Genomic DNA, 24,279 nt, shown 5'->3' with positions numbered 1-24,279 from the left:
GGTCGCCCCATGATCGCGCCCCTGTGCGCGGAGAGCGAGATAGGCTCACCAACTAGGCGTTGCAACAGCGAAGAAAATCTGGTTGTGGAAGCTTGAGGCGTAAAAAAAGATGCTTATAAGCCGCGGCAGACCGATACGGGCGGGGGGGACGTGTATGCGTGTGTCTTCGTTGCAGCGGCGCCAAGGGGTTACGGGGTAAGAAGACGCTTATGAACAAGGTGAAATCGCTCGTTCTCGCCGGGTTGTTGGCCTTTGCGCCCACGCTCGCCATGAACGGTCCGGCACTGGCCCAGGACAATGCCGCCGTCGCGGCTCCAGCCGCCGGGAACGAAGCCGCGGCCGCTGATTCGGCCGGCAATGCAGCGGCGCCCGCCGCGGATGCCGCGCCCGCGGCGAAGGTGGCCGCGCCGCCCCGGATGAAGCCCACTCCAGGCATCGGCATGCCGATGCCGGGCGAAATCACCCTCCAGAAGCAGTTCTCGCCCACCGGGCACACGGCGCGCTGGCTGCATGACGTGATGCTGGTGCCGATCATCACCATCATCTCGATCTTCGTCCTGGTCCTGATGCTCTATGTGATGGTCCGTTTCCGCCGCAGCGCCAATCCGACGCCGTCCAAGACATCGCACAATACGGTGATCGAGGTGATCTGGACCGTGGTGCCGGTCGTGATCCTGCTGGCCATCGCCGTGCCGTCGATCGGCCTGCTGGCGGACCAGTACAAGCCCGCCCCCAAGGATGCGCTGACCGTCAAGGTCACCGGCTATCAATGGTATTGGGGCTATGAATATCCCGACAACGGCATTCCGGAATTCGTTTCGAACATGCTGCCCAAGGACAAGGCGGAGGCGAATGGCGAGCCCTATCTGCTGGCGCCCGACAATCGTCTGGTCCTGCCGGTCGGCCGCCCGATCAAGCTGATCATCACCGGCGCCGACGTGATCCACAGCTTCGCGGTCCCCTCGCTCTGGGTGAAGATGGACGCGGTGCCGGGCCGCCTGAATGAGAAGAGCTTCACCATCGAGAAGCCGGGCGTCTATTACGGCCAGTGTTCCGAGCTTTGCGGCGCGCGCCACGGCTTCATGCCGATCGCGATCGAGGCGCTGGAGCCCGCGCAGTTCGACCAGTGGCTGCTGTCGCAGGGCGGCACGCTGAAGGCCGCCGCACCCGCGGCCACGGCCGAAGCCGCCGCGCCCGCCGCCGCTCCTGCCGCCAAGCTTTGATGTAAGGGCATAGACGCCATGACCACCATTACCGCAGATCATCACGGCGATCATGCTCATGAGCATCATGACGCCGACCACAAGCCGGCCTTCTTCCAGCGTTGGTTCATGTCGACCAACCATAAGGACATCGGCACGCTCTACCTGATCTTCGCGATCATCGCCGGCATCATCGGCGGCGCGATTTCCGGCCTGATGCGCGCCGAACTGGCGCAGCCGGGCATCCAGTATCTCCAGACCTGGGCGCAGTTCAGCGACGGTCCCGAAGCGACGCTGGATCAGGCCTATCACCTGTGGAACGTGCTGATCACCGCCCATGGCCTCATCATGGTCTTCTTCATGGTGATGCCAGCGATGATCGGCGGCTTCGGCAACTGGTTCGTGCCGATCATGATCGGCGCGCCGGACATGGCGTTCCCGCGGATGAACAACATCAGCTTCTGGCTGCTCATCCCCGCCTTCGTCCTGCTCCTCGGCTCGACCTTCGTGCCCGGCGGCACCGGAAACGGCGCGGGCACCGGCTGGACGGTCTATGCGCCGCTCTCCACCAGCGGCTCGGCGGGGCCGGCGGTCGACATGGCGATCCTGTCGCTGCACATCGCGGGCGCCAGCTCGATCCTGGGCGCGATCAACTTCATCACGACCATCCTCAACATGCGCGCGCCGGGCATGACCCTGCACAAGATGCCGCTGTTCGTCTGGTCGGTGCTGGTCACCGCCTTCCTGCTGCTGCTCGCGCTTCCCGTGCTTGCCGCCGCGATCACCATGCTGCTGACCGACCGTAATTTCGGCACGACCTTCTACGATGCCGCCGGCGGCGGCGATCCGGAACTGTACCAGCATCTCTTCTGGTTCTTCGGCCACCCCGAAGTGTACATCATGATCCTGCCGGGCTTCGGCATCATCAGCCAGATCGTCTCGACCTTCAGCCGCAAGCCGGTCTTCGGCTATCTCGGCATGGCCTACGCCATGGTCGCGATCGGCGTCGTCGGTTTCGTCGTCTGGGCGCACCACATGTTCACCACCGGCATGTCGGTCAACGTGAAGATGTACTTCACCGCCGCCACCATGGTGATCGCGGTGCCGACCGGCATCAAGATCTTCTCCTGGATCGCGACGATCTGGGGCGGGTCGATCAGCTACAAGACCCCGATGGTCTGGGCTCTGGGCTTCATCTTCCTGTTCACCGTGGGTGGCGTCACCGGCGTGGTGCTGGCCAATGGCGGCGTGGACGACGTGCTGCACGACACCTATTATGTGGTCGCGCATTTCCACTATGTGCTGTCGCTGGGCGCGGTGTTCGGGCTGTTCGCCGGCTTCTACTACTGGTTCCCGAAGATGTCGGGCCGGATGTACAATGAATTCCTCGGCCATCTGCACTTCTGGGTGTTCTTCGTCGGCGTGAACATGCTGTTCTTCCCGATGCACTTCCTCGGCCTGTCGGGCATGCCGCGCCGCTATCCCGACTATCCGGAAGCCTTCGCCTATTGGAACAAGGTCGCCAGCCACGGCTATGAGATCATGGCGGCCGGCATGCTGATCTTCTTCGTCAACCTTGTCTGGTCGCTGGTTGCCGGCAAGAAGGCGGAGGGCAATCCGTGGGGCGAAGGCGCCACGACGCTGGAATGGACCCTGTCCAGCCCGCCGCCCTTCCACCAGTTCGAGACGCTGCCGGTCATCGACTGACCGCAGGCAAGGGCGTTCCGGTTTGCCGGAACGCCCGGATTGGCGTAAAGGCCGCCAATTCCGGAATCAGGGCGATCCCGGCGCGGCCGTCGCGCCGGGTTGCCGCATGAGGAGATTATGGCAAGCACGCCGATCATGACCGAAGGTTCGGCTCCTGTGATTCCCGCGCACTGGCGGGACTTCGTCGCGCTGACCAAGCCCAGGGTGATGACGCTGGTCGTCTTTACCGGGCTGTGCGGTCTGCTCGCGGCGCCGGGGCATATCCACCCGGTTCTGGCCTTCACGGCGATTCTCTGCATCGCGCTGGGCGCGGGCGCCGCGGCGACGCTCAACCAGTGGTATGAAGCCGACATCGACGCGAAGATGAAGCGCACGGCCAACCGGCCGCTGCCGGCCGGGCGGATGGACCGCCAGTCGGCGCTGCATTTCGGTGTCGGGCTCTCCTTCTTCTCGGTCCTGCTGATGGGCGTCGCGACCAACTGGCTGGCGGCGGCGGTGCTGACCGTGTCGATCCTCTTCTACGTCTTCGTCTACACCATCTGGCTCAAGCCCAGGACGGCGCAGAACATCGTCATCGGCGGCGCGGCGGGCGCCTTCCCCCCCGTCATCGGCTGGGCGGCGGTGACGGGCGACATCGGCGCCCTGCCGGTTGCGCTGTTCATGCTGATCTTCTTCTGGACGCCGCCCCATTTCTGGGCGCTGGCCCTGTTCGTGAAGACGGATTATGCCGCCGCCGGCATTCCCATGCTGCCGGTCGTTTCCGGCGAGGTGGCGACGCGGCGCCAGATCTGGTTCTACACCGCGATCATGGCCGTCGCCGCCATGGCGCCGGTCCTGCTGCGCCTTACCGGGCCCATCTATGGCACCACGGCCCTGCTCGGCACGGCGCTGTTCGTGGCCCTGGCCTTTCAGGTGTTCCGCCGGCGCGAGAGCGATCCCGCGCGCATGACCCCGGAAAAGCGCCTGTTCAAATATTCGGTCCTCTACCTCTTCCTCCTCTTCGGCGCGGTGGTCGTGGACCGCTGGGTGGCCGCATGACCCCCGAGGAAGACCGGCAGGTCCGCGCGCGGCAGAAATCCCGCGCCATCGTGACGGGCGTGCTGCTGGGCGCGCTGGTCATCCTTTTCTACGCGATCACCATCGCCAAGATCGGCGGCGGCCAGTGATGGCGAGCCTGCCGCCATCGCCTTTCGACCGGGACCGCCGCAACCGGCGGACCATGATCGGCATGGCGGGCGTCGGTCTCGCCATGCTGGGCCTGGGTTTCGCTTCCGTGCCACTCTACCGCATTTTCTGCGAGCAGACCGGCTTCGGCGGCACCACGCAGCGGGCGGCCGCCGATGTGCAGGTCAGGGAAGCGGTGGGCCACCGCATGTCGATCCGCTTCGATTCCAATGTGGCGCCGGGCATGCCGTGGCAGTTCCATCCCGAACGCCGCACCCAGACCGTGACGGTCGGCGCGCGCAACATGGCGATCTTCGTGGCGAAGAACATGTCGGACAAGCCGGTGACGGGGACCGCGAGCTTCAACGTCACGCCGCTTCAGGCGGGCGCCTATTTCACCAAGATCCAGTGCTTCTGCTTCACCCAGCAAACGCTGCAGCCGGGAGAGCAGGTGCGCATGCCGGTGATCTACTATGTCGACCCGAAGATATTGACGGACGCCGACAATAAGGACACGCAGGAAATCACGCTCAGCTACACCTTCTATCCTGTTGAGCAGGACAAGAAGCCAAGCTAAGGCACAATCATAACGCGAACGGGGATGAGAAACGTCATGGCAGGCGCCAAGAACCACGATTATCATATTCTTCCGCCCAGCATCTGGCCCTTTTTCGGCTCCATGTCGGCGCTGGTCATGGCTTTCGGCGCGATCATGTGGATGCATCCCGATGCGCTGCCCGCCGGCGGCGGCTGGGTGTTCCTGATCGGCGTCGCGGGCGTGCTGTTCACCATGTACAGCTGGTGGGCCAATGTCATCGCGGAGGCGCATGCGGGCGATCATACGCCGGTGGTGCAGCTTCACCTGCGCTACGGCATGATCCTGTTCATCGCGTCGGAAGTCATGTTCTTCGTGGGCTGGTTCTGGTCCTTCTTCGACTTCTCGCTCTTCCCCAGCCAGTTGGCGCCGATCGAGGGCCTGTTCCCGTCGAAGGGCATCGAGGTGATGAACGCCTTCGAACTGCCGCTGCTCAACACGCTGATCCTGCTCTGCTCGGGCACGACCGTCACCTGGGCGCACCATGCGCTGATCCACGGCGACCGCGAGGGGCTGAAGAAGGGGCTGACGCTGACGGTCATCCTGGGCGTTCTCTTCTCCTCCATCCAGGCCTATGAATATGCCCATGCGCCGTTCCCCTTCGGCGGCAGCCCCTATAGCTCCGCCTTCTACATGGCGACGGGCTTCCACGGCTTCCACGTGCTGATCGGCACCATCTTCCTGCTGGTGAACCTGATCCGCGCGCACAGGGGCGACTTCACCCCGCGCCAGCATTTCGGTTTCGAGGCGGCTGCCTGGTACTGGCATTTCGTCGACGTGGTGTGGCTGTTCCTCTTCGTCGCCATCTATGTCTGGGGCGGCTGGGGCGCGCCGGTCCACGGCGGTTGATCCTTCCGCCGATGGATTTGCGAAAGACGGCCGGACCTGTTCCGGCCGTTTTCTTTTTCGGCGGCGGGCATTATGCCTGACCCCATGTCCTCGCCAGATCCCCAATCCCCCATGCCGCAGCCGCTGTTGATCGCTTCGGCCATGGGCGCCTGTCCGCGATGCGGCGCGTCGACGCTGTTCGCGGGCCCCGTTCGCTTTGCCGCTTCGTGCCGGTCCTGTGGGCTGGACTATGGCCAGTTCAATGTCGGGGACGGCCCTGCCGCCTTCCTGACGCTGATCATCGGCGCGCTGATGGTGGCGATGGCGCTGATGCTGGAATTGAAGGTCCACCCGCCGCTCTGGCTGCACATCCTGCTCTGGACGCCGCTGACCGTCCTGGCCGTGATCGGCAGCCTGCGGGTGGCGAAGGGCGCGCTGCTCATCCTGGAATATCGCAACAAGGCGCGCGAGGGATGGTTGACCGCCGGGGACCGCGAGGCATGAGCCGCCGCCTGCCTCTTGTCCCGACGCTGATCGTCGCGGCGGCGGTGCTGGTGATGATCGGCCTTGGCGTCTGGCAGCTTCAACGCCGGGCGGAGAAGGAGGCGACGCTGAGCCTGGTCGCGGCGAATCCGGCCAAGCCTGCCATCGCCTTTCCCGCCCATCCGCCCGTGCCGCCCGAACTTCTGTTCCGGCGCTCCTCCGTCCACTGCCTTCGGGTCGTCCGATGGCGCAGCGAAGCCGGGCGGGCCGCTGATGGATCGGTCGGCTACCGCTATATTGCCGAATGCGCGACGGGCATCGAGGGGCCGGGTGTGCTGGTGGCGGCGGGCGTCGCCAGAACGCCGGACGCCAAGCCCCAATGGCAGGGCGGTCAGATGCGTGGCTGGATCGGGGAGGAACCCGATCACCGCTCGCTCCTGTCGCGGATCGGCGGCCGGGCCATGCCCTTGCGGCCCATGCTGATCGCCGGAGAACCGGTGCCGGGTCTCAAGCCGCTGGCGCCGCCCACCGCCGCCGACGTGCCCAACAACCATCTGGCCTATGCCGTGCAATGGTTCTTCTTCGCCGGCATCGCGGCGGTCATCTACCTCCTCGCGTTGCGCAGACGGACGCCGCGACCTTAAAAGCTTGCCCGAAGGCGCGTCCGGCGTTACCGCGCTACCCCATCATGCACTATGTGAGCACCAGAGGGAGCGCGCCTGCGCTCGGGTTCGAGGATGTGACGCTGGCCGGGCTGGCGTCCGATGGCGGTCTCTATGTGCCGGAAAGCTGGCCCAGCTTCTCCGCAGACCAGATTCGCGCGCTTTCGGGCCTTTCCTATGTCGAAACGGCGGTACGGGTCATGGCGCCTTTCGTCGCCGGATCGCTGGGCGAAGAGGAATTGCGGGAGCTGTGCACCGCCGCCTATGGCCGGTTCAGCCATGACGCGGTGACGCCGCTGGTGCAGCTCAACCACCGGCATTGGCTGCTGGAGCTGTTCCACGGGCCGACGCTGGCGTTCAAGGATGTGGCGCTGCAACTGCTGGGCCAGTTGTTCGAGCGCTTCCTGTCGCGTCGGGACGATCATCTGACCATCGTCGGCGCGACGTCCGGCGACACCGGATCGGCGGCGATCGATGCGGTCGCCGGACGTGAGAAGATCGACATCTTCATGCTGCATCCGGACGGCCGCGTGTCGGACGTGCAGCGGCGGCAGATGACCACGGTGCTGGCGCCTAATGTCCACAATATCGCCATCGACGGCAGCTTCGACGACGCGCAGGCGCTGGTGAAGGCGATGTTCAACGACGCCGGCTTCGCGCGCCGTTTCAACCTGTCGGCGGTGAACAGCATCAACTGGGCCCGGCTGATGGCGCAGGTCGTCTATTATTTCTACGCCGCGGTCCGTCTGGGGGCGCCTGAACGCGCCATCGCCTTCTCCGTCCCCACCGGCAATTTCGGTGATGTGTTCGCGGGCTATGTCGCGGCGAAGATGGGCTTGCCGGTCGCGAAACTGATGGTCGCGACCAACGTCAACGACATCCTCCACCGCGCGCTGTCGGAAGGTGACTATAGCCAGGGGCAGGTGGTGGCGACCGCCACCCCCAGCATGGACATTCAGGTCAGTTCGAACTTCGAGCGGCTGCTGTTCGATGCGGGCGGGCGCGACGGCAGGGCGCTGGCGGAGCAGATGAAGGGATTCGAAGCGAGCAAGGCGATGCGCCTCACCAATGCGCAGCGGGACGGCGCATCGGCGCTGTTCGCGTCGGCGCGGGTCGATGCCGACGCCATGACCATGGCGATGCGATGGGCCTATGACGCGGCGGGGCAGGTGATCGATCCGCACAGCGCGGTCGGCCTGGCGGCGGCGCGGGCGATCGACCTCGACCCGGCGGTGCCGGTGGTCACGCTGGCGACGGCGCATGCGGCCAAGTTCCCCACGGCGGTCGAGCGGGCCACGGGAATCCGCCCCTCGCTGCCTTCGCGCGTGGGCGACCTGTTCGCGCGGGAAGAGGCCTATGCCAAGCTGCCCGGCACCTTCGACGCGGTCACGGCCTATGTCGCGGAGCGGGCGACGCCGAGGGGCTGAGGTGAACCTCCAGACCCTTATAGGCGAGTCCTGGTCCGATTATGGCCTGATCGATTCGGGTCATGGGCGGAAGCTGGAGCGCTATGGCCGTTACCGCTTTATCCGGCCGGAGCCGCAGGCGATGTGGGCGCCGGCGCAGGACGATTGGCAGGCCGACGGCGAATTCGTCCCCGGTTCCGACGAGGAGGGCGGCGGGCGCTGGTTCTACGAGCGCCCCGTGCCGGCCGAAGGCTGGCCCCTGCGCTGGAACGAGGTGACGTTCCAGGCGAGTTGCACGCCCTTTCGCCATCTGGGCTTCTTTCCCGACATGGCGCCGGTCTGGGACTGGATGCGCGGCAAGGTCGCGGACAAGGTCAGCGCCGGGGATCAGGCGCAGGTGATGAACCTGTTCGGCTATACCGGCGTCGGCACGCTGGCCATGGCGGCGGCGGGCGCGCAGATGGTGCATGTCGATGCCTCCAAGAAGTCGGTGGCGCAGGCGCGGGCCAACGCCGCGCTGTCGGGGTTGGAGGACCGGCCGGTCCGCTGGATCGTCGACGATGCGGCGAAGTTCGTCGCGCGCGAGGTGCGGCGCGGGCGGCGCTATGACGGCATACTGCTCGATCCCCCCAAATATGGCCGTGGGCCCGATGGAGAGGTCTGGCGGCTGGAGGAGGATCTGCCGGGGCTGATCGCCCATTGCCGGCAATTGCTGGATGCGGACAGCCGCTTTCTGTTCCTGACCGTCTATGCCGTGCGCATGTCGGCGCTGGCCATCGGGGAATTGCTGCGCCAGGCCTTTGCCGATCTGCCGGGCACCGTGGAAGCGGGCGAACTGGCGGTGCGCGAAGAGGCGCGCGGATTGATGCTGCCCACCGCGATCTGGGCCCGGTGGAGCCGCTGAGTCCATTCCGTCATTGGGCGACGGGCGGCTGAAGTTTGTTCCGTCTGCGTGGTCCAGACGTGTCGACCGGGCTCCTGCCCGCGCCCGATTAACGCTGTGCGCTTTAGAAACTGGCCTTCAGCCCGTCGATCACGAACTGAGCGGCCAGTGCCGCCAGCAGGACGCCCAGCAGCCGCGTGATCACCGCTTCGATCTTGGCGCCGAGCAGCGCCATGATCGGCCCCGCCGCCAGCAGCGACCCCAGCATCAGCACCAGCGTCACGACCACCGCGCCGATCACCACCAGCCGCTCGCTCAGCCCTTCTGCCCGTGACATCAGCAGCATGACCGTGGCGATCGAACCCGGCCCGGCGATCATCGGCATCGCCATGGGGAAGACCGAAACATCCTCGACCTCGGGCGTCTCCGCGATCTTCTGCGCCCGGTCCTCTCGCCGCTGGGTGCGCTTTTCGAACACCATGTCCATGGCGATGATGAACAGCATGATCCCGCCCGCGATGCGGAAACTGTCCAGCTCTATTCCCAGCACGCCCAGCAACTGCTTGCCCCAGAGCGCGAACAGCAGCAGGATGCCTGCGGCGATGGCCACGGCGCGGATCGCCATGCCGCGCCGCTGGATCTGCGTCGCGCCGGTGGTGAGGCTGGCATAGATCGGCGCGCAGCCCGGCGGGTCGATCACCACGAACAGGGTGACGAAGGCGGAGATGAACAGTTCCGTCATGGCGCCGCGGCCACCCTGTCGTCGATCACCGTTTCATAGCCGGCGCCGTTCCACATGCGCACGGTCACGCGGCGGCTGCCGTCCGCGGCGGCCTCTGCGCTCCAGCTCAGGCTTTCGTCGCGGGGAACCGGCTGTATCCCGCTCGTTTTGCGATCCGGAGGGGGAACGGCCGGCCGGGGGCCGTCGCCGGCGCGGCCGCGCTTGCAGGTCGCGACCTTGCCGATGAGGAATTCGGGCGCTTCACGAGCGCTGGCGAGCGTGTCGCCATGGTCCATGATCCATTTCCATTCGCCCTTCCTGTCCCGTTGCCAGATGGTGGTGAAATAGCCGACCGATCCGTCCGGCCGCTTCCAGCCGCCGGTGCTGGCCGCCAGATTGCCGTCGCAGGACACATAGATGGCCGACGGCGTCCAGCTTACCGGGGCGGGCGGATCGGCGCGGCCCTTCAGCCATTGCTTCGCCAGCACCCGCTGCGGCACGAACATCACCGCCTCGTCCGCTGCCGTTGCGCGGAAGGCGGTCCATTGCCCCTTCTGCTGCGCCAGCCGGTTGAAGGCGAGTTCGGCGGCGAACACGGAACTGGGATCGGGTTGATAACGCATGGGCGGGCGCGCGCCCACCAGCGCCGGCAATGTCAGGGCAAGAAGCGCGGCGCGCGCCTTCACAGCCCCTCCGGCTTGGGCAGTCCGGCCCGCGCATGCGCCGCCACCAGCGTATTGCGCAGCAGGACGGCGATGGTCATCGGCCCGACGCCGCCCGGCACCGGGGTGATGGCGCGGACATGCGCCAGCGCCTCGGCCGTGGCGACGTCGCCGACGATCCGGCTCTTGCCGTCATCCGTATCGGTGACGCGGTTGATGCCGACGTCGATCACGGTCGCGCCGGGCCTGATCCACTCGCCCTTCACCATTTCCGCCCGGCCCACGGCGGCGACGACGATGTCGGCGCGATGCACCACCGAGGCGATGTCCCGCGTGCGGCTGTGCGCGATGGTGACCGTGCAATTTTCCGCCAGCAGCAATTGCGCCATCGGCTTGCCCACGATGTTGGAGCGGCCGACGACCACCGCCTCCAGGCCGGAAAGGTCGCCCAGCTCATCCTTCAGCAGCATGATGCAGCCCAGCGGCGTGCAGGGCACCAGCGCCTCCTGCCCCGTGGCGAGCAGGCCCGAATTGACGACATGGAACCCATCCACATCCTTGGCGGGATCGATCGTGCCGATCACCGATGCTTCGTTGATGTGCGACGGCAGCGGCAACTGGACGAGGATGCCGTCCACCCGGTCGTCGGCATTCAGTTCCTCGACCAGGTCCAGCAATTCCTCCTCGCCTATGGAAGCGGGCAGCTTGAACTCCATGCTCTCCATGCCCACGGCGACGGTCATCTTGCCCTTGTTGCGGACATAGACGGAACTGGCCGGGTCCTCGCCCACCAGCACCACGGCCAGACCCGGCTTGCGTCCCGTCTTCGCTATGAAAGCGCCGACCCCGTCCGCGACCTTGCCGCGAAGCGTCTCCGCAAAGGCCTTGCCGTCGATGATCTTGCCGATGGTCATGATGCTTCACCCTGTTCTTCGATAATGGTGGAGAGCCGGCCATAGGCCAACGCTTCACCGCCCCCCTTGATCCGCAGCCGCTTTAGCCGGTTGGTGTCGCCCGATTCCAGCGAAATCGCGCTGCGGGGCCAATCCAGCCGCTTCGCCAGCAGCGCGATCAGCGCCGCATTGGCCTTGCCCTTTTCCGGCACGGCGCGGACGCGGGCGCTCAGCCACGCCGCGCCCCTGTCGTCCGTCCAGACGCCGCCGACCTCCTCCCGCGTCGCGCCCGGCGTCAGGCGGACGGAGAGGAGGAGATCGTCGCCGTCCCGGCTCCAGACCGTCACACCAGCCCGAACAGCGGCGGCAATATGGCCTGGCGGATGATGAGAATGCCCAGCAGCACGACCATGGGCGACAGGTCGAGCGCGCCCAGGTCCGGCAGCACCCGGCGGATGGGATTGTAGATGGGCGCCGTCATCCGATCCAGCGCGACCATCACGGTGCGCACGAAATCATTGGAGAGATTGACGACGTTGAAGGCGATCAGCCAGCTCATGATGGCCTGGATGATGATGATCCACCACAGCACATCGAGCAGGATGACGATGATCTGATAGAGGGCGTAGGCCATGCGATCTCCGAATTGATGGGCATTCGCTCTAGAGCGATTTCAAGCCGGATGGAACATCAGACGGCCCGGAAATCGCGGAAAGCAAAGCTGATGGAGCCGAGGGGATGCCCACATCGCCAGCGCGGTGGGGGATTATTCCACCAGATGCAAGGCCCGTTCGGCCAGCGGCATGGATTTCGCCGGCCCCGCCGCTATACCCCGCCCCATGGAATTTCGCGATGCCACGCCCGAGGACGCTCCGCTGATCGCCGCCTGCCATGTGGCAAGCTGGCGCAGCGCCTATGCGCATTTCATGGACCCGGCCTATCTGGCGGGCGGGATCGAGGCGGAGCGGTTGGCGCATTGGAGGCGGCGGCTGGCCGAAGCAGCGCCCACACAGCGGATCATCGTCGTGGAAGAGGAGGGGCGGCCGGTCGGCTTCGCCTGCCTGGTCGGCGCGGATCATCCGCGCTGGGGCACGCTGGTCGACAATCTGCATGCCCTGCCGGACGCCAGGGGCAAGGGGCTGGGCAGCGCCTTGTTGGCCGAGGCGGCCCGATGGTCGCTGGAGCATTTCCCCGGAAGCGGCCTGTACCTCTGGTGCTATGCCGACAATCATGCGGCGCGGGGATTTTATGGGCATCGCGGCGGGCTGGTGGTGGAAAACACGGCCAAAGCCGGTTCCGATGGGCGCACCTTGCCGGAGCAGCGCTATCATTGGGCCGATCCGGCGCTGCTTCTCAAAGGGCGTTGAAGAGGCAGATGAGTGTGCTCCTGCGCGGGCGGGAGCACATGGCCTTACCGTCCGATCACCGGTGCACCAACGTGCCCGCACCGCGATCGGTGAAGATTTCCAGCAGCATCGCATGCGGCACCCGGCCGTCGAGGATGACGGCGGCGTCCACCCCCCCTTCCACCGCACGGACGCAGGTTTCCAGCTTCGGGATCATGCCGCCGCTGATGGTGCCGTCCTCCTCCAGTCCCTGGATCGCCGCCGGGTCGAGATCGGTCAGCAACTGGCCCTGCTTGTCCAGCACGCCCGCCACGTCGGTGAGGAGGAAGAAGCGCGCCGCCTGCAATTCCGCTGCTATGGCGCCCGCCATGGTGTCGGCATTGACATTGTAGGTGTGCCCGTCCGCGCCGGTGCCTACCGGCGCGACCACCGGAATGATCCCGTTCTGCGTCAGCGTGTCGAGGATGCTGCGGTCGACCCGCACCGGATCGCCGACAAAACCCAGGTCGACATTGCGTTCTATGCCGGAATTGGGGTCCGCCTCCCGCTTGCCCAGCACCTTTTCGCAGAGGACCAGGCCGCCATCCTTGCCCGAAATGCCGACCGCGCGGCCACCAGCGCCGGAGATCCAGCCCACGATCTCCTTGTTGATCGATCCGGCCAGCACCATTTCCGCGATCTGCGCGGTTTCCTTGTCAGTGACGCGCAGGCCGCCGACGAACTGCGATTCGACGCCCAGCTTCTTCAGCATCGCGCCGATCTGCGGTCCGCCGCCATGGACGACGACGACATTGATGCCGACCGCCTTCATCAGCACGACATCCTCCGCGAAATCGCGCGCCGCCTCCGGATCGCCCATGGCATGGCCGCCATATTTCACGACGAAGGTCTTGCCCGCATATCGCTGCATATAGGGCAATGCTTCGACGAGGGTTTCGGCCTTGGCGAGGAGCGCCGGATCGGGGGCGTGCTTGCTGTTCATGCGCGGGCGCATAGGGCACTATGCGCCCAGCCGCAAGCTAGCGATCCAGCCGCCGCCCCAGCGCGACCAGCGCATAGATGACGGGCGGCACCAGCAGCGCCGACAGCGTGATCTTCGCCAGCATCTGGCCCAGCAGCAGCTCTCCGATCGGGAACACGCCGTAAAAGGCGATGGAGACGAAGAGCAGGGTATCCGCGATCTGCGACAATATGCTTGCGACCGCGGCGCGCAGCCAGAGCAGGCGGCTGCCCTCCCGCCCCTTGAGCGCGGCGAAGAGGGTGACGTTCAGCGTCTGCGAAATGCCATAGGCGATGATCCCGCCCAGCCAGATGCGCGGCGTGCCGCCCATCATCAGCGCGAAGGCGTCGCGCCTTGCCGGGTCCATGTCGCTGGCGGCGGGCACGGACAGCACGACGATGGACAGCAATATGGAGGCGATCAGCGGCAGGAAGCCCACCTGCACCAGCCGGTTGGCGACGGCGCGGCCATGCAGTTCCGCCACGGCGCTGGAAATCGTCACCAGCAGCAGGAAGGCGAATATGCCTGCCTCCACCGCCAGCGGACCAAGGCCGAACCAGGGACCGATGGCGGACAGCGGCCCCAGCGTCACCTGTTTGTTGCCGAGCACGCCCGCAATGCAGACCATGCCGCCGTAGAAGATCGAAAAGACGAAAAGCGAACGCGCAATGGGCGCGGGATGTGAAGCCATTGCCGGCACTTACCGGGGTTTCGGCGGAGTGGGAAGTGCTTAGAAGGCGGGGCAGCTTCCGTTCGCCCGTTCAGCTTTCCAAAGCGCCCTTGGCGGCGCGCAGCCCCGCCTTGCCGTTCCGCGCGAGTGTGCGTTTCAACGCTTCCGGGCTTGGCGCGACGAGGAAGCCGAAGCTGACGCAGCCCTGTTTCGTCTCCACCGCATGGTGCAGGCGATGGGCCTGGACGATCCGCTTCATATAGGCGGAGCGCGGGACGTGGCGATGGCCGATGCGGCGATGGACGATGATGTCGTGGAAGCCGAGATAGATGGCGCCATAGGCCGCGATGCCGGCGCCCATCGCCGTCGCCCAGTCGCCCCACTGCCACTGCACGCCGCCCAGCAGCAGCAGGATGGAGGGCATGGCGAAGATCACGAAATAGAGGTCGTTCGCTTCCCAGCGGCCGGTGCGTTCCCGATGGTGGCTGGCGTGCAGGAACCAGCCCGGCCCGTGCATCACCCAGCGGTGCATGACATAGGCGAAGCCCTCCATCGCGGCGACTGTCGCGAGGAAGATGAGGATGAGCGAAAGGGCGGTCATCGGCGCATTATAGGGGCGGGACGGGGCGCATGCGACCCTGCTGGCCAAAGAAAAAGGCCGCGACCCTGAGGATCGCGGCCTTTTCCGGTGATCGTTCGGCCGATCAGAAGGAAGCGGTGATCGAACCGACCACGCCGGCCTTGCTGATATTGTGGCCCGCGGGCGAATAGAGCGACTTGTTGGTGTCGACGTAGGAAACGCCCAGGGTCAGGTGATTCCAGGTGTAGGTCGCGCCGATGTTCCAGTCGGTATACTCCTTGCCGATGGTCAGGTAGCTGGGGCCGAAGCTGTGGCCCAGATGCGCCGACAGGCCCAGCGGGGTGTTGGGAATGCTCGTCGACAGATCCCCTGCGACGTAGAGATTGTCTTCCTTGCCGTTGCCGACCGTCAGCGCCTTCGCCTTGGGCGCATAGTTGACGGTCAGCTTCGCCGTGGCGGGACCGAAGGTGCCCTTGACCGAGGCATAGGGCTCGACGAAGTCGGTATTCGCTTCGGCATTGCCGGGATAGTAATAATAGAGGACGCCGACGTCGATGGTGGCTGCGCCAATGGTCGTCGAATAGCCGCCGATCAGGTCGAGTTCCTGATCGGAGCCATTGGCGACATAATCGTCGATCGAGGAACCCCAGGCCGAAACGTAGAAGCCAGAGCTGTGGGTGATGGTGAGGCCACCCTGAAGCGCGATCTTCTTGTTGGTCTGCGAAATGCCGCGGAAGCGATAATCCGTGACCACGGCAGCGTTGCCGGTCACGGTGAGATCCGGAGTGGGCTCGTCCTGAGCGAAGGCCGGTGCCGACATGGCGGCAAGGGCAAGGGCCGAGAGGCCGAGTATGGACTTACGCATATGATTTCCCCTTGATGGTATCTGCGATCGTCCCACCTGCGTCATGGTCCCGGATCTCTATCGCCCTGCACGGGATGGACCGGGTTGCCTCAACGAAGGAGGGGATGCCTTTCCCCGCTGCGGCGCACAAGATTTTATTGCTGTTCGATGAAGTTTGCTGCTGTAATGTTGCTGGTCTGCAACAAAATCAGGCATGATTATGGCACCGGGCGCGGCCGCGCACGGTTTTCGCCGCAATTCGGGACGGGCCGGCTAGGGGAAAAGGGGCGCTGAATCCCGCGCCGCGTGAATGACGCGCTGCGGATAGGGGATGGTGATGCCATGTTCGCGGAACAGCAGCCAGAGCCGGCCGAGCACGTCGGACTTCACATTGCCGACGCCGCTTTCCGGATCGCTGATCCACACCAATATGTCATGTTCGACCCGGTTCTCGCCAAAGGCGGTGAGCCAGACATTGGGCTTGGGATTGCGCAGCACGCGGGGGCTTTCCTGCGCGGCGCGCAGCATCAGTTCCTGCGCCAGCTTCAGGTCGCTGTCATAACCGATGCCGACGGGGATGCGGACGCGGACGTTGCGGTCGGAATAGGACCAGTTCTCCACCTCCTGCGTCATCAGGTTTTCGTTCGGGATCAGATGTTCCTTGCCGTCGCGGGTGATGACGCTGACGGCGCGGACGCCGATCTTGTTCACCCAGCCGAAGCTGTCGCCCACGACGATGACGTCGCCGGGCTTGATCGATCGGTCCATCAGCAGGATGATCCCGGCGATCAGATTGCCGAAGGTCTTCTGCAGGCCGAAACCCACGGCCAGCCCCAGCGCGCCGGAGAAGACGGTGAAGGCGGTGAGGTCTATCCCCAGCAGGTCGACGCCGATGAAGAAGGCGGCGACGACCACGACGATGGCGGCCAGCTTTTGCGCCAGCAGCTTCTGCGTGGCGTCCAGTCCATGGGCGCGGCTGATGCTGCGTCCGACGATGCGGTTGGCCAGGCGGACCAGGGCGAACAGCGCGACGCAGATCGCGGCCATGCTGACCAGCCCGAGCAGGGTGACGCGCCGCCTGCCGAGGTCGAGGCCCACGCCGTCCAGCATGCCCGCCACCGGGGCGAAGCCGCCGCTGCTGCCGGAAAGGACCATCACGAACAGCAGCAGGGCGATCGGCAGCACGGCAAGGCGCGCTATGGCGAGGCTGCGCAATATGTGCACGGCCAGCAGCGAAAGGGACAGGGCGAGCGCGGCGCTCAGGATCAGATGGGCGAAGTCCCCGATCGGCCAGAAGGCGACGGCCAGGGCCATGACGAGGGCGGCGATGGCGTGGCGCAGGATCGGGCGCAGATGCCCCGCCAGCGCCTCCCCCAGGGCGCGGAAGCGGTGGCGCAGGCGCGGCGAGGCGAACCGGGCGACGGCGCTGGCGACCAGATGGATGGCGACGGCCAGCGCCAGCGCGACCAGGGGATGGACGATGGCGGGATCGCCCGGCAACAGGGACAGGAGATCGGGCAAGCCCGGCGTCATCCGCGCATGGCCCGGAAGCGGGCAAGGCCCGCGTCGAGATCGGCTATCAGGTCGTCGCTGTCCTCCAGCCCGATCTGGAGCCGGACGAGCGGCCCCTCCGCCTGCCAGGCGGTGGCGGTGCGGTAGCGCGCCGGATCGACGGGCAGGGCGAGGCTTTCGAAGCCGCCCCAGCTATAGCCGATGCCGAAATGAGCGAGACCGTCGATCAGGGCGGCGCGGGCCTTTTCATCGCCGCCCTTGAGGACGAAGCTGAACAGGCCGCTGGAGCCGGTGAAATCGCGTTGCCACAGGGCATGGCCGGGGCAGGAGGACAGGGCGGGGTGGAGGACGCGGGCGACATCGGGCTGCTGCGACAGCCATTGCGCGATGCGCAGGGCGCTGGCCTGGTGCTGGTTGAGGCGGACGCCCAGGGTGCGCAGGCCCCGCGCGGCGAGCCAGGCGTCGTCGGGGCTGGTCATCTGGCCGAACAGATAGGCGGTCTGGCGGATTTTCGGGAAGAAGGCTGGGGTGGCCGTCGCCGATCCGATCATCACGTCGCTGTGGCCGACGATATATTTGGTGCAGGCGAGGATGCTGATGTCGACGCCATGGCTGAGCGCCGGGAAGAACCAGGGCGTGGCCCATGTGTTGTCGATCAGGGTCGCGATGCCCCGGTCGCGGGCCATGGCGGTGATGGCGGGCACGTCCTGCACCTCGAAGGTCAGGCTGCCGGGGCTTTCCATGAAGATGGCGCGGGTGGCGTCGGTGATGAGGTCCGCGATCCCGGCGCCCACGGCCGGGTCGTAATAGACCGTCTCTATGCCGAGCGGCCGCAGCATCTGTTCGCAGAAATTGCGCGTCGGGTCATAGGCGCTGTCGACCATCAGGAACTGGTCGCCGGGTTTCAGCACCGCCATCAGCGCGCAGGCGATGGCCGCCACCCCCGACGGGTAGAGCATGGTGCCTTCGGCGCCCGGCTCCATTTCGGTGAGGGCGTCCGACAGGCTCCATGCCGTCGGCGTGCCCTTGCGCCCGTAGAACAGGCGTTCATGCGTGCTGCGCCCCGCCGCGCTGCGCAGATGCGCGACATCGTCGTAGAGAATGGTGGAGGCCCGCCAGACCGGCGGGTTGACGATGCCGCCGGGCTGGCCCGGCATGCCCGTCCATTCGGGCTTGCGGCCTGCCTGTGCGATCTGGGTCAGGGGCTTGCGGTCGCGCCGCTTGTCGGCATCCTGGCTCATGCGGCGGGGCCGGTCGCTTTCGGCGTGGCCGGGTCCAGTCCCCATTCGGACCAGCTTCCGTCATAGAGGGTGACGTCGGTCTTGCCGAGCAGTTCGAGGCCCGCGAGCAGGATCGCCGCCGTCACGCCGCTGCCGCAGCTCGTGATGATCGGACGGTCGAAATCGGTCCCGGCGTCGAGGAACAGGCGGCGAAGGTCCTCGCCCCGCTTCATGCTGTTGTCGGCATGATAGAAGGCGGAGGAGGGAATGTTGCGGCTGCCCGGAATATGGCCCGACGCCATGCCGGGGCGGGGCTCCTTCTCCTCCCCCGTGAAGCGCGCCGCGCCGCGTGCGTCGAGCACCTGTTCGGCCTGGCTTTCGAGGTTGGCGAGAAGATCCTCCTTGGTGCGGACCTGCCCGACGGCGCGTTTCGCAACGGCATTGCCGGGCCGTGGCGGCGGCATGCCGCTTTCCGTCGGCCGTCCCTCCGCCAGCCATTTGGGCAGGCCGCCGTCGAGGATCGCCGCGCCCTTGCCCACGCCATAGAGGCGCATCATCCACCAGCCGCGCGCCGCGCTGTGGGTGGGGCTGTTGTCATAGACGACGATCCGGCTGTCCGCGTCGATGCCCAGCCGGCGGCAGCGCTCCGTCATGAAATCGTCGGTCGGCAGCATGCCGGGGCGCGGATCTTCCGCGTCGGCCAGGCTTGGCAGGTCGAGGAACACGGCGCCGGGGATATGGACGGCCTCGAACTCGGCCCCGGGATCGCGGGGCACGCCGGGAAGGAACAGGCTGGCGTCGACGATCCGGAGGTCGGGCTTGCCCAATTCTCCCTCAAGCCAGTCGGTCGATACCAATATGTCCATGCGTGCCCTTGCTCCCTCGCTCGTTCGGCCACCTGCTTGGGTGGCGCAGAGCCATTCTAGGAGCGGCGGGCGGAGGTGGGAAGGGCCGATTGGCCTTAGCTGGAGAGGTTGAGCGCGGTCGCGCGGCTGCCGGGGGTGCGGTATTGGCGCGGGCCAAGGTCAAGGCGGAAGGGAGAAAGGCGCTCGACCGGGGGCGATTGTTCTTCCCCGACGATGAAGACGCTGCCGCTGCGTCCCGTGCCTTCGCGGTCGCCTGTCCAGCTATAACGGGCGTCGAAGGCGATCAGCGGGATCAGCAGGGCCCGCTGGCCCATGGGAATGGCGGCGATCGCCTGTGCGTCCAGGCGCATTTCCCCGCTGAGCTTCTGCGTCTCGCCGGGCGCGATGGATACCACCGAATGGACGGGTAGGCCGGTTTCGCCCGCGAAGAATGGCTGGAACAGCGCCTGTTGCTGCGCATCGGCATTGGCGATCAGGCTGCGGACCAGGATGTCCTCCGCCGTGCGGCTGCCGCGATTGTGGAGCGTCAGCCGGTAGGCGATGGTCGCGCCCAGCAATGTCAGGCGGGCGGCCTGCACGTCCATGGCGAGATCGATCCATGGGCGGTCGGCATCGTCCGGCGCGGGCTTGGGTTCGGGCGGGGCAGGTATTGCCCCGGCTTGCGGCGGGGGTGTAGCCGGCACGGGCGGCGGCGCGGCTTCGGCTTCGTAGGGCGGTTCCTCCGCTGTGCCCTGCTTGCGGCGGCGCAGCCGGAAGCGGGCCCCGATCAGCAGGACGGCGGCGACCGCTGCGGCGGCGGCGATCCAGGGCCATGTGGGCGCCGGGGGCTGCTGAGGCGGGCCCAGCGGCGCCGGCGTCGGGCTCGGGACGGTGGCGTTGTCGGCAGCGGGGAGGCTCTGGTTTTCGATGGGGGATGGCGGCGGAGGCGTCTCCACTGGGGCGGGTTTTTCGGCCGGGGTCTGGCTCTGCGGTGCAGCTTGCGGGGCGCGCTCCGGCCCGGCGGATGGCCGGGTGGGCTGGCTTTGCGGCTGCGGCTGGGCCGGCGCCGGGACGGCGATGGGCGGAAGCTGGATCGTCGGCGCGACGACCGGCGGCGGCGTCACCGTGGTGGGCGCGCCACGAAACACGTCCAGTTCCGGCCCCTGTGCATTGGGATTGGTCTGGGTCTGCGGCTGGGTGCGCGGCAGGTTGAAGACCGGATCGGCGCTATTTTCCTGCTGGGCGAAGGCAGGCGTGGCCAGCAGCAGCGGCGCGGCGAACAGAAGCGAGAAGCGGAACCCCATGGATGGCAGCCAAGGCATCCGCCCAAGTGAACCCGCCATGAACGAAAGGCAAGAGAGGCGCGGCGATGACATCTGCCGTGCAATGGCGTAGATGGCCTGCCATGACTGACATGCCGACTCCACTTCATCTGGGCCAGGCCAGTGCCCTGCCTGCGCGTCCCGAAGACGCCGTGCTCGACTATGTGCCCAATCCCCGGCCGGGAAATCCCTATCTGGTGCGCTTCACCGCGCCGGAATTCACCTCGCTCTGCCCGGTGACGGGGCAGCCGGACTTCGCCCATCTGGTGATCGACTATGCGCCCGCCGCGACCATCGTCGAATCGAAGTCGCTGAAGCTGTTCCTAGGCTCCTTCCGTAACCATGCCGCCTTCCATGAGGATTGCACGGTCGGAATCGGGGAGAGGCTGTTCGCGGAGATGAACCCGATCTGGCTGCGCATCGGCGGATACTGGTATCCGCGCGGGGGCATTCCCATCGATGTGTTCTGGCAATCGGGCGAGCCGCCGGCGGGGCTATGGCTGCCGTCGCAGGATGTGCCGGGCTATCGCGGGCGGGGTTGAACCTTTGTCGTCATGCCAGCGAAAGCTGGCATCTCAGGAGGCAATGCGTGACCGCGAGGCGAAGCTGGACCTATATCATGACAAACAAGCCCCGTGGCGTGTTGTATGTAGGGATTACCACCAACCTTGCCGTTCGCGTCGATCAGCACCGTCGCGGCATGGGTTCGGATTTCTGTCGCAAATATAATCTGCATCGGCTGGTGCTGGCCGAGGAGCATGGCCGGGTCGATGACGCCATCGCCCGGGAGAAGGCGCTGAAGGCCTGGAAGCGGGATTGGAAGCTTCAGTTGATCGAGCAGAGCAATCCTGAGTGGCGGGATTTGTCCGACTTCATCGCGTAGCGGCCTGAGATCCCAGCTTTCGCTGGGATGACGAAGCTCTTTGTTTGACAAACGAACAACAACATTCGACCAACGACATCATCGGTGGGACGCCCGGCTTGACCGGTGAAGCGAAAGGGGCGATCCCCCTGTCATCCTGGCGCGAACCTTTTGCCGCGCCGTTCCAACCTGTCGGAGTTGCGAACCTCATGTCCTTTTCGAAGATCCTTCCGCTGATGCTGGCGGCCGCGCCGCTTGCCATGGCGATGCCGGCGCTGGCGCAGACGGCGCCTGCCGGACCCGCCGCGGGCGTGACCACCCAATTGCCCCGTGGCGCCGCGCCAAGCCATTATGCCATCACCGTCACCCCCGATGCGGCCAATCTGAAGTTCACGGGCAAGACGACCATCGACGTCACCGTGACGCAGGCGATGCCTGCGCTGGTGCTGAACGCCGCCGACCTGACGGTGAGCAGCGTCACCCTGACTCCCGCAAAGAGCAAGGCGGTAAAGGGAACCGCGAAGATCGACGCCGCCGCGCAGACCGTCACCTTCGACTTCGGCAAGCCGGTCCAGCCGGGCAGCTACACGCTCGCCATCGACTATGCGGGGATCATCAACACGCAGGCGAATGGCCTGTTCGCGCTCGATTATACCGACAATGCGGGTCAGGCGAAGCGCGCCCTCTTCACCCAGTTCGAGGCGCCCGACGCCCGCCGTTTCGTGCCGAGCTTCGACGAGCCGAGCTACAAGGCGACCTTCGACCTTTCCGCCGTCATCCCCGCCGACCAGCTTGCGGTCAGCAACATGCCGGTCAAGGGCAGCAGCGACGCCGGATCGGGGAAGAAGCTGGTGACTTTCGGCACCAGCCCCAAAATGTCCTCCTATCTGCTGTTCTTCGGTCTGGGCGAACTGGAGCGCGCCACCAAACAGGCGGGCGCGACCGAGGTCGGCGTGATCACCGGCAAGGGGAATACGGGGAAGGCGCAACTCGCGCTCGACGCTTCGGCGGCGATCCTGCCTTATTATAACGACTATTTCGGCGTGCCCTTCCCGCTGCCCAAGCTGGACAATGTCGCCGGGCCGGGACAGAGCCAGTTCTTCTCCGCCATGGAGAATTGGGGCGCGATCTTCACCTTCGAACGCGCGCTGCTGGTCGATCCGCGCTTCACGTCGGAAAGCACGCGGCGGACCATCTATTCCATCGTCGCGCATGAAATGGCGCACCAGTGGTTCGGCGATCTCGTCACCATGGCCTGGTGGGACGACCTCTGGCTGAACGAGGGTTTCGCAAGCTGGATGGCGACCAAGGTCACGGACAAGCTGAACCCCGAATGGGAAATGCTGCTTTCACGCGTCAATGGCCGCGAGCGGGCGATGAGCCTCGATTCGCTGGCCACGACCCACCCGATCCTCCAGAAGATCCACACCGTCGATGAAGTGAACCAGGCGTTCGACGACATCACCTATGAAAAGGGTGAGGCGGTCATCACCATGCTGGAGGGCTTTGCCGGGGAGGATGCGTGGCGATCGGGCATCCGCGCCTATATGAAGCAGCATGCCTATGGGAACACCGTGACCGACGATTTGTGGAAGGCGGTCGAAGGCGCGGGCGCCAAGGGCGTGGTGGGCATCGCGCATGATTTCACCAGCCAGCCGGGCATTCCGCTGGTGAAGGTGGACAGCGCCCAGTGCCAGGGCGGTTCAACCATCCTGTCGCTTTCGCAGGGCGAGTTCAGCCGCGACCGCAAGGACAAGGTGCCGCTCAAATGGAATGTGCCGGTGATGGCCCAGGCTATCGGTCAAGCGGGCGGCGGGGCGCAGCAGCGGCTGATCCTCAATGGCTCGGCGCAGGTCACGCTGCCGGGCTGCGGCGCCTATATCATCAATGCGGGGCAGACGGGCTATTATCGCTCGCTCTATCCAGAGGCGAATGTGAAGGCCCTTGCGAAGGACTTCACCAAGCTCGCCTCCATGGACCAGATCGGCCTGCTGGCGGACAATTTCCAGCTTGGCCTGGGCGGCTATCAGCCCATGGGGCTTGCCCTCGACCTGATCGACGCCGTGCCCCCGACGGCCAGCCCCGCCGTGCTGGCGGAGGTGCCGGACTATCTCGACAGCGCCCATATGATGCTGGAGAGCGACAAGGCCGCGCAGGCGCGGGTGGCCGCCTATGCCTCGAAGAAGCTGAGCCCTGTGCTGGCGACCGTCGGTTTCGACGCCAGGCCGGGCGAGAATCCGCAGGTGCCGGTCCTGCGGTCGGCGCTGGTGTCGACGCTGGGCGGCATGGGCGACAAGGCCGTGGTGGCGGAGGCGAACAGGCGCTTCGCCGCGCTGGCCGGCAATCCGGCGGCGCTGGACGGGCCGTTGCGCAATGTCTGGCTGCGGATCATTGCCGAGAATGCCGACGCCGCGACCTGGGACAGGCTGCGCGCCATGGCCAATGGGGCGAAGACGGACCTCGAAAAGAGCACGGTCTTCGCGCTGCTGGGCGTCGCCAAGGATGAGGCGCTGGCGAAGAAGGCGCTGGACCTCGCCATGACGGACGAGCCGGGCAAGACGACCAGCGCGGCGATCATCTCCGCCGTGGGCGGGGAGCATTCGATGCTTGCCGTCGATTATGTGCTGGCGCACCGCCAGCAATATGAGGCGATGATCGACGTGTCGGCGCGGAGCCAGGCGATTGCGCGGCTGGGCGGCAACTCCGCCGATCCGGCGATGGTGACGAAGCTGGACGCCTATGCGACCCAATATCTGACGCCGGAATCGCGCAAGGTGGTGGATCGCTCCATCGCCGCGATCAAGACGCGGATCGAGACGCGGGCGCGGCTGAAGCCTGCGCTGCTCGCCTGGTTCGCCAGGAAGTGAGATGG

At 66.1% G+C, this 24,279-nt stretch carries 27 protein-coding genes; 14 read left to right on the top strand and 13 right to left on the bottom strand.

Features of this window, described 5'->3' with window-relative positions:
- The first annotated feature begins 209 nt into the window (after positions 1-209).
- From coxB to EWH10_RS07710, 10 genes are all read left to right on the top strand, one after another.
- Positions 210-1,223: a cytochrome c oxidase subunit II gene (gene coxB / locus EWH10_RS07750; RefSeq protein WP_025551904.1), complete on the top strand. Its 1,014-nt coding sequence runs from the start codon at positions 210-212 to the stop codon at positions 1,221-1,223.
- A gap of 18 nt (positions 1,224-1,241) precedes the next feature.
- Complete coding sequence (gene ctaD, locus EWH10_RS07745) at positions 1,242-2,909, top strand: cytochrome c oxidase subunit I (protein ID WP_044661407.1); 1,668 nt, start codon at positions 1,242-1,244, stop codon at positions 2,907-2,909.
- Positions 2,910-3,026: 117 nt separating this feature from the next.
- Positions 3,027-3,947: a heme o synthase gene (locus tag EWH10_RS07740; RefSeq protein ID WP_044661408.1), complete on the top strand. Its 921-nt coding sequence runs from the start codon at positions 3,027-3,029 to the stop codon at positions 3,945-3,947.
- Positions 3,944-4,075, top strand: coding sequence for a hypothetical protein (locus EWH10_RS22100; RefSeq protein WP_255308763.1), 132 nt, complete (start codon positions 3,944-3,946; stop codon positions 4,073-4,075). The genes EWH10_RS07740 and EWH10_RS22100 overlap by 4 nt, the downstream gene beginning before the upstream one ends.
- The gene (locus EWH10_RS07735) at positions 4,075-4,650 is read left to right on the top strand and encodes a cytochrome c oxidase assembly protein (RefSeq protein ID WP_065847063.1); all 576 of its coding nucleotides are present in this window, start codon (positions 4,075-4,077) and stop codon (positions 4,648-4,650) included. The genes EWH10_RS22100 and EWH10_RS07735 overlap by 1 nt, the downstream gene beginning before the upstream one ends.
- 36 nt (positions 4,651-4,686) lie before the next feature.
- The gene (locus EWH10_RS07730; protein ID WP_025549339.1) at positions 4,687-5,517 is read left to right on the top strand and encodes a cytochrome c oxidase subunit 3; all 831 of its coding nucleotides are present in this window, start codon (positions 4,687-4,689) and stop codon (positions 5,515-5,517) included.
- 84 nt (positions 5,518-5,601) lie between these two features.
- Positions 5,602-6,000, top strand: a complete 399-nt coding sequence (locus EWH10_RS07725) for a DUF983 domain-containing protein (RefSeq protein ID WP_229742500.1) — start codon at positions 5,602-5,604, stop codon at positions 5,998-6,000.
- Positions 5,997-6,623 (top strand): SURF1 family protein, encoded by a 627-nt coding sequence (locus EWH10_RS07720; RefSeq protein ID WP_065847059.1) that lies wholly within the window; start codon positions 5,997-5,999, stop codon positions 6,621-6,623. The genes EWH10_RS07725 and EWH10_RS07720 overlap by 4 nt, the downstream gene beginning before the upstream one ends.
- A gap of 44 nt (positions 6,624-6,667) precedes the next feature.
- Entirely contained in the window at positions 6,668-8,068 is a 1,401-nt protein-coding gene (gene thrC, locus EWH10_RS07715; protein WP_044661411.1) for a threonine synthase, read from the top strand.
- Position 8,069: 1 nt separating this feature from the next.
- The gene (locus EWH10_RS07710; RefSeq protein WP_065847057.1) at positions 8,070-8,951 is read left to right on the top strand and encodes a class I SAM-dependent methyltransferase; all 882 of its coding nucleotides are present in this window, start codon (positions 8,070-8,072) and stop codon (positions 8,949-8,951) included.
- 103 nt (positions 8,952-9,054) lie between these two features.
- On the opposite strand, the gene EWH10_RS07705 is transcribed toward EWH10_RS07710, so the two are convergent.
- The 5 genes from EWH10_RS07705 to EWH10_RS07685 are packed head-to-tail and all read right to left on the bottom strand — an operon-like array spanning position 9,055 to position 11,840.
- A complete protein-coding gene (locus EWH10_RS07705) occupies positions 9,055-9,672 on the bottom strand; it encodes a MarC family protein (protein ID WP_025549344.1) in 618 nt (205 codons plus the stop codon).
- Positions 9,669-10,337: a Cif family virulence factor gene (locus EWH10_RS07700; protein ID WP_065847055.1), complete on the bottom strand. Its 669-nt coding sequence runs from the start codon at positions 10,335-10,337 to the stop codon at positions 9,669-9,671. The genes EWH10_RS07705 and EWH10_RS07700 overlap by 4 nt, the downstream gene beginning before the upstream one ends.
- Positions 10,334-11,227 carry a bifunctional methylenetetrahydrofolate dehydrogenase/methenyltetrahydrofolate cyclohydrolase FolD gene (gene folD, locus EWH10_RS07695; RefSeq protein WP_044661414.1) on the bottom strand — a complete coding sequence of 298 codons (894 nt, stop codon included), beginning with the start codon at positions 11,225-11,227 and terminating at the stop codon, positions 10,334-10,336. The genes EWH10_RS07700 and folD overlap by 4 nt, the downstream gene beginning before the upstream one ends.
- A complete protein-coding gene (locus EWH10_RS07690; protein WP_025549347.1) occupies positions 11,224-11,553 on the bottom strand; it encodes a DUF167 family protein in 330 nt (109 codons plus the stop codon). Before EWH10_RS07690 ends, folD begins: the two co-directional genes overlap by 4 nt.
- On the bottom strand, positions 11,550-11,840 hold the full coding sequence (locus EWH10_RS07685) for a YggT family protein (RefSeq protein WP_007688568.1): 291 nt from the start codon (positions 11,838-11,840) through the stop codon (positions 11,550-11,552). The genes EWH10_RS07690 and EWH10_RS07685 overlap by 4 nt, the downstream gene beginning before the upstream one ends.
- Before the next feature lie 205 nt (positions 11,841-12,045).
- On the opposite strand from EWH10_RS07685, the gene EWH10_RS07680 reads away from it, so the two are divergent.
- Positions 12,046-12,573: a GNAT family N-acetyltransferase gene (locus tag EWH10_RS07680; RefSeq protein ID WP_065847700.1), complete on the top strand. Its 528-nt coding sequence runs from the start codon at positions 12,046-12,048 to the stop codon at positions 12,571-12,573.
- Positions 12,574-12,628: 55 nt separating this feature from the next.
- Here the strand turns inward: EWH10_RS07680 and argB are convergent, their stop codons facing one another.
- The 8 genes from argB to EWH10_RS07640 all read right to left on the bottom strand — a co-directional run bounded on the left by argB (position 12,629) and on the right by EWH10_RS07640 (position 20,527).
- The gene (argB, locus tag EWH10_RS07675) at positions 12,629-13,546 is read right to left on the bottom strand and encodes an acetylglutamate kinase (RefSeq protein WP_065847699.1); all 918 of its coding nucleotides are present in this window, start codon (positions 13,544-13,546) and stop codon (positions 12,629-12,631) included.
- Positions 13,547-13,571: 25 nt separating this feature from the next.
- Positions 13,572-14,243, bottom strand: a complete 672-nt coding sequence (locus tag EWH10_RS07670) for a queuosine precursor transporter (protein ID WP_044661417.1) — start codon at positions 14,241-14,243, stop codon at positions 13,572-13,574.
- Positions 14,244-14,313: 70 nt separating this feature from the next.
- Positions 14,314-14,823: a sterol desaturase family protein gene (locus EWH10_RS07665; RefSeq protein WP_061939372.1), complete on the bottom strand. Its 510-nt coding sequence runs from the start codon at positions 14,821-14,823 to the stop codon at positions 14,314-14,316.
- A 103-nt stretch (positions 14,824-14,926) separates the two neighbouring features.
- Positions 14,927-15,667: a TorF family putative porin gene (locus tag EWH10_RS07660; protein WP_065847697.1), complete on the bottom strand. Its 741-nt coding sequence runs from the start codon at positions 15,665-15,667 to the stop codon at positions 14,927-14,929.
- A 252-nt stretch (positions 15,668-15,919) separates the two neighbouring features.
- Positions 15,920-17,179 (bottom strand): mechanosensitive ion channel family protein, encoded by a 1,260-nt coding sequence (locus EWH10_RS07655; RefSeq protein ID WP_025549353.1) that lies wholly within the window; start codon positions 17,177-17,179, stop codon positions 15,920-15,922.
- The gene (gene metC, locus EWH10_RS07650) at positions 17,176-18,399 is read right to left on the bottom strand and encodes a cystathionine beta-lyase (RefSeq protein WP_065847705.1); all 1,224 of its coding nucleotides are present in this window, start codon (positions 18,397-18,399) and stop codon (positions 17,176-17,178) included. Before metC ends, EWH10_RS07655 begins: the two co-directional genes overlap by 4 nt.
- On the bottom strand, positions 18,396-19,244 hold the full coding sequence (locus EWH10_RS07645) for a sulfurtransferase (RefSeq protein WP_065847695.1): 849 nt from the start codon (positions 19,242-19,244) through the stop codon (positions 18,396-18,398). Before EWH10_RS07645 ends, metC begins: the two co-directional genes overlap by 4 nt.
- A 95-nt stretch (positions 19,245-19,339) precedes the next feature.
- On the bottom strand, positions 19,340-20,527 hold the full coding sequence (locus EWH10_RS07640; RefSeq protein ID WP_130029946.1) for a hypothetical protein: 1,188 nt from the start codon (positions 20,525-20,527) through the stop codon (positions 19,340-19,342).
- A 101-nt stretch (positions 20,528-20,628) separates the two neighbouring features.
- Between EWH10_RS07640 and queF the strand changes: the two genes are divergently transcribed.
- From queF to EWH10_RS07625, 3 genes are all read left to right on the top strand, one after another.
- Positions 20,629-21,087 (top strand): preQ(1) synthase, encoded by a 459-nt coding sequence (queF, locus tag EWH10_RS07635; RefSeq protein ID WP_065846230.1) that lies wholly within the window; start codon positions 20,629-20,631, stop codon positions 21,085-21,087.
- Positions 21,088-21,164: 77 nt separating this feature from the next.
- Positions 21,165-21,428, top strand: a complete 264-nt coding sequence (locus tag EWH10_RS07630) for a GIY-YIG nuclease family protein (protein WP_037482640.1) — start codon at positions 21,165-21,167, stop codon at positions 21,426-21,428.
- 188 nt (positions 21,429-21,616) lie between these two features.
- Positions 21,617-24,274, top strand: coding sequence for a M1 family metallopeptidase (locus EWH10_RS07625; protein ID WP_065846283.1), 2,658 nt, complete (start codon positions 21,617-21,619; stop codon positions 24,272-24,274).
- Positions 24,275-24,279: the final 5 nt, after the last annotated feature.

Origin of the sequence: Sphingobium fuliginis, from assembly GCF_004152845.1 — a bacterium.
GTDB classification, from domain to species: Bacteria; Pseudomonadota; Alphaproteobacteria; order Sphingomonadales; family Sphingomonadaceae; genus Sphingobium; species Sphingobium fuliginis.
Note: the sequence above shows the minus strand (reverse complement) of the source record. Positions and strands in the feature narration are given on the sequence as shown.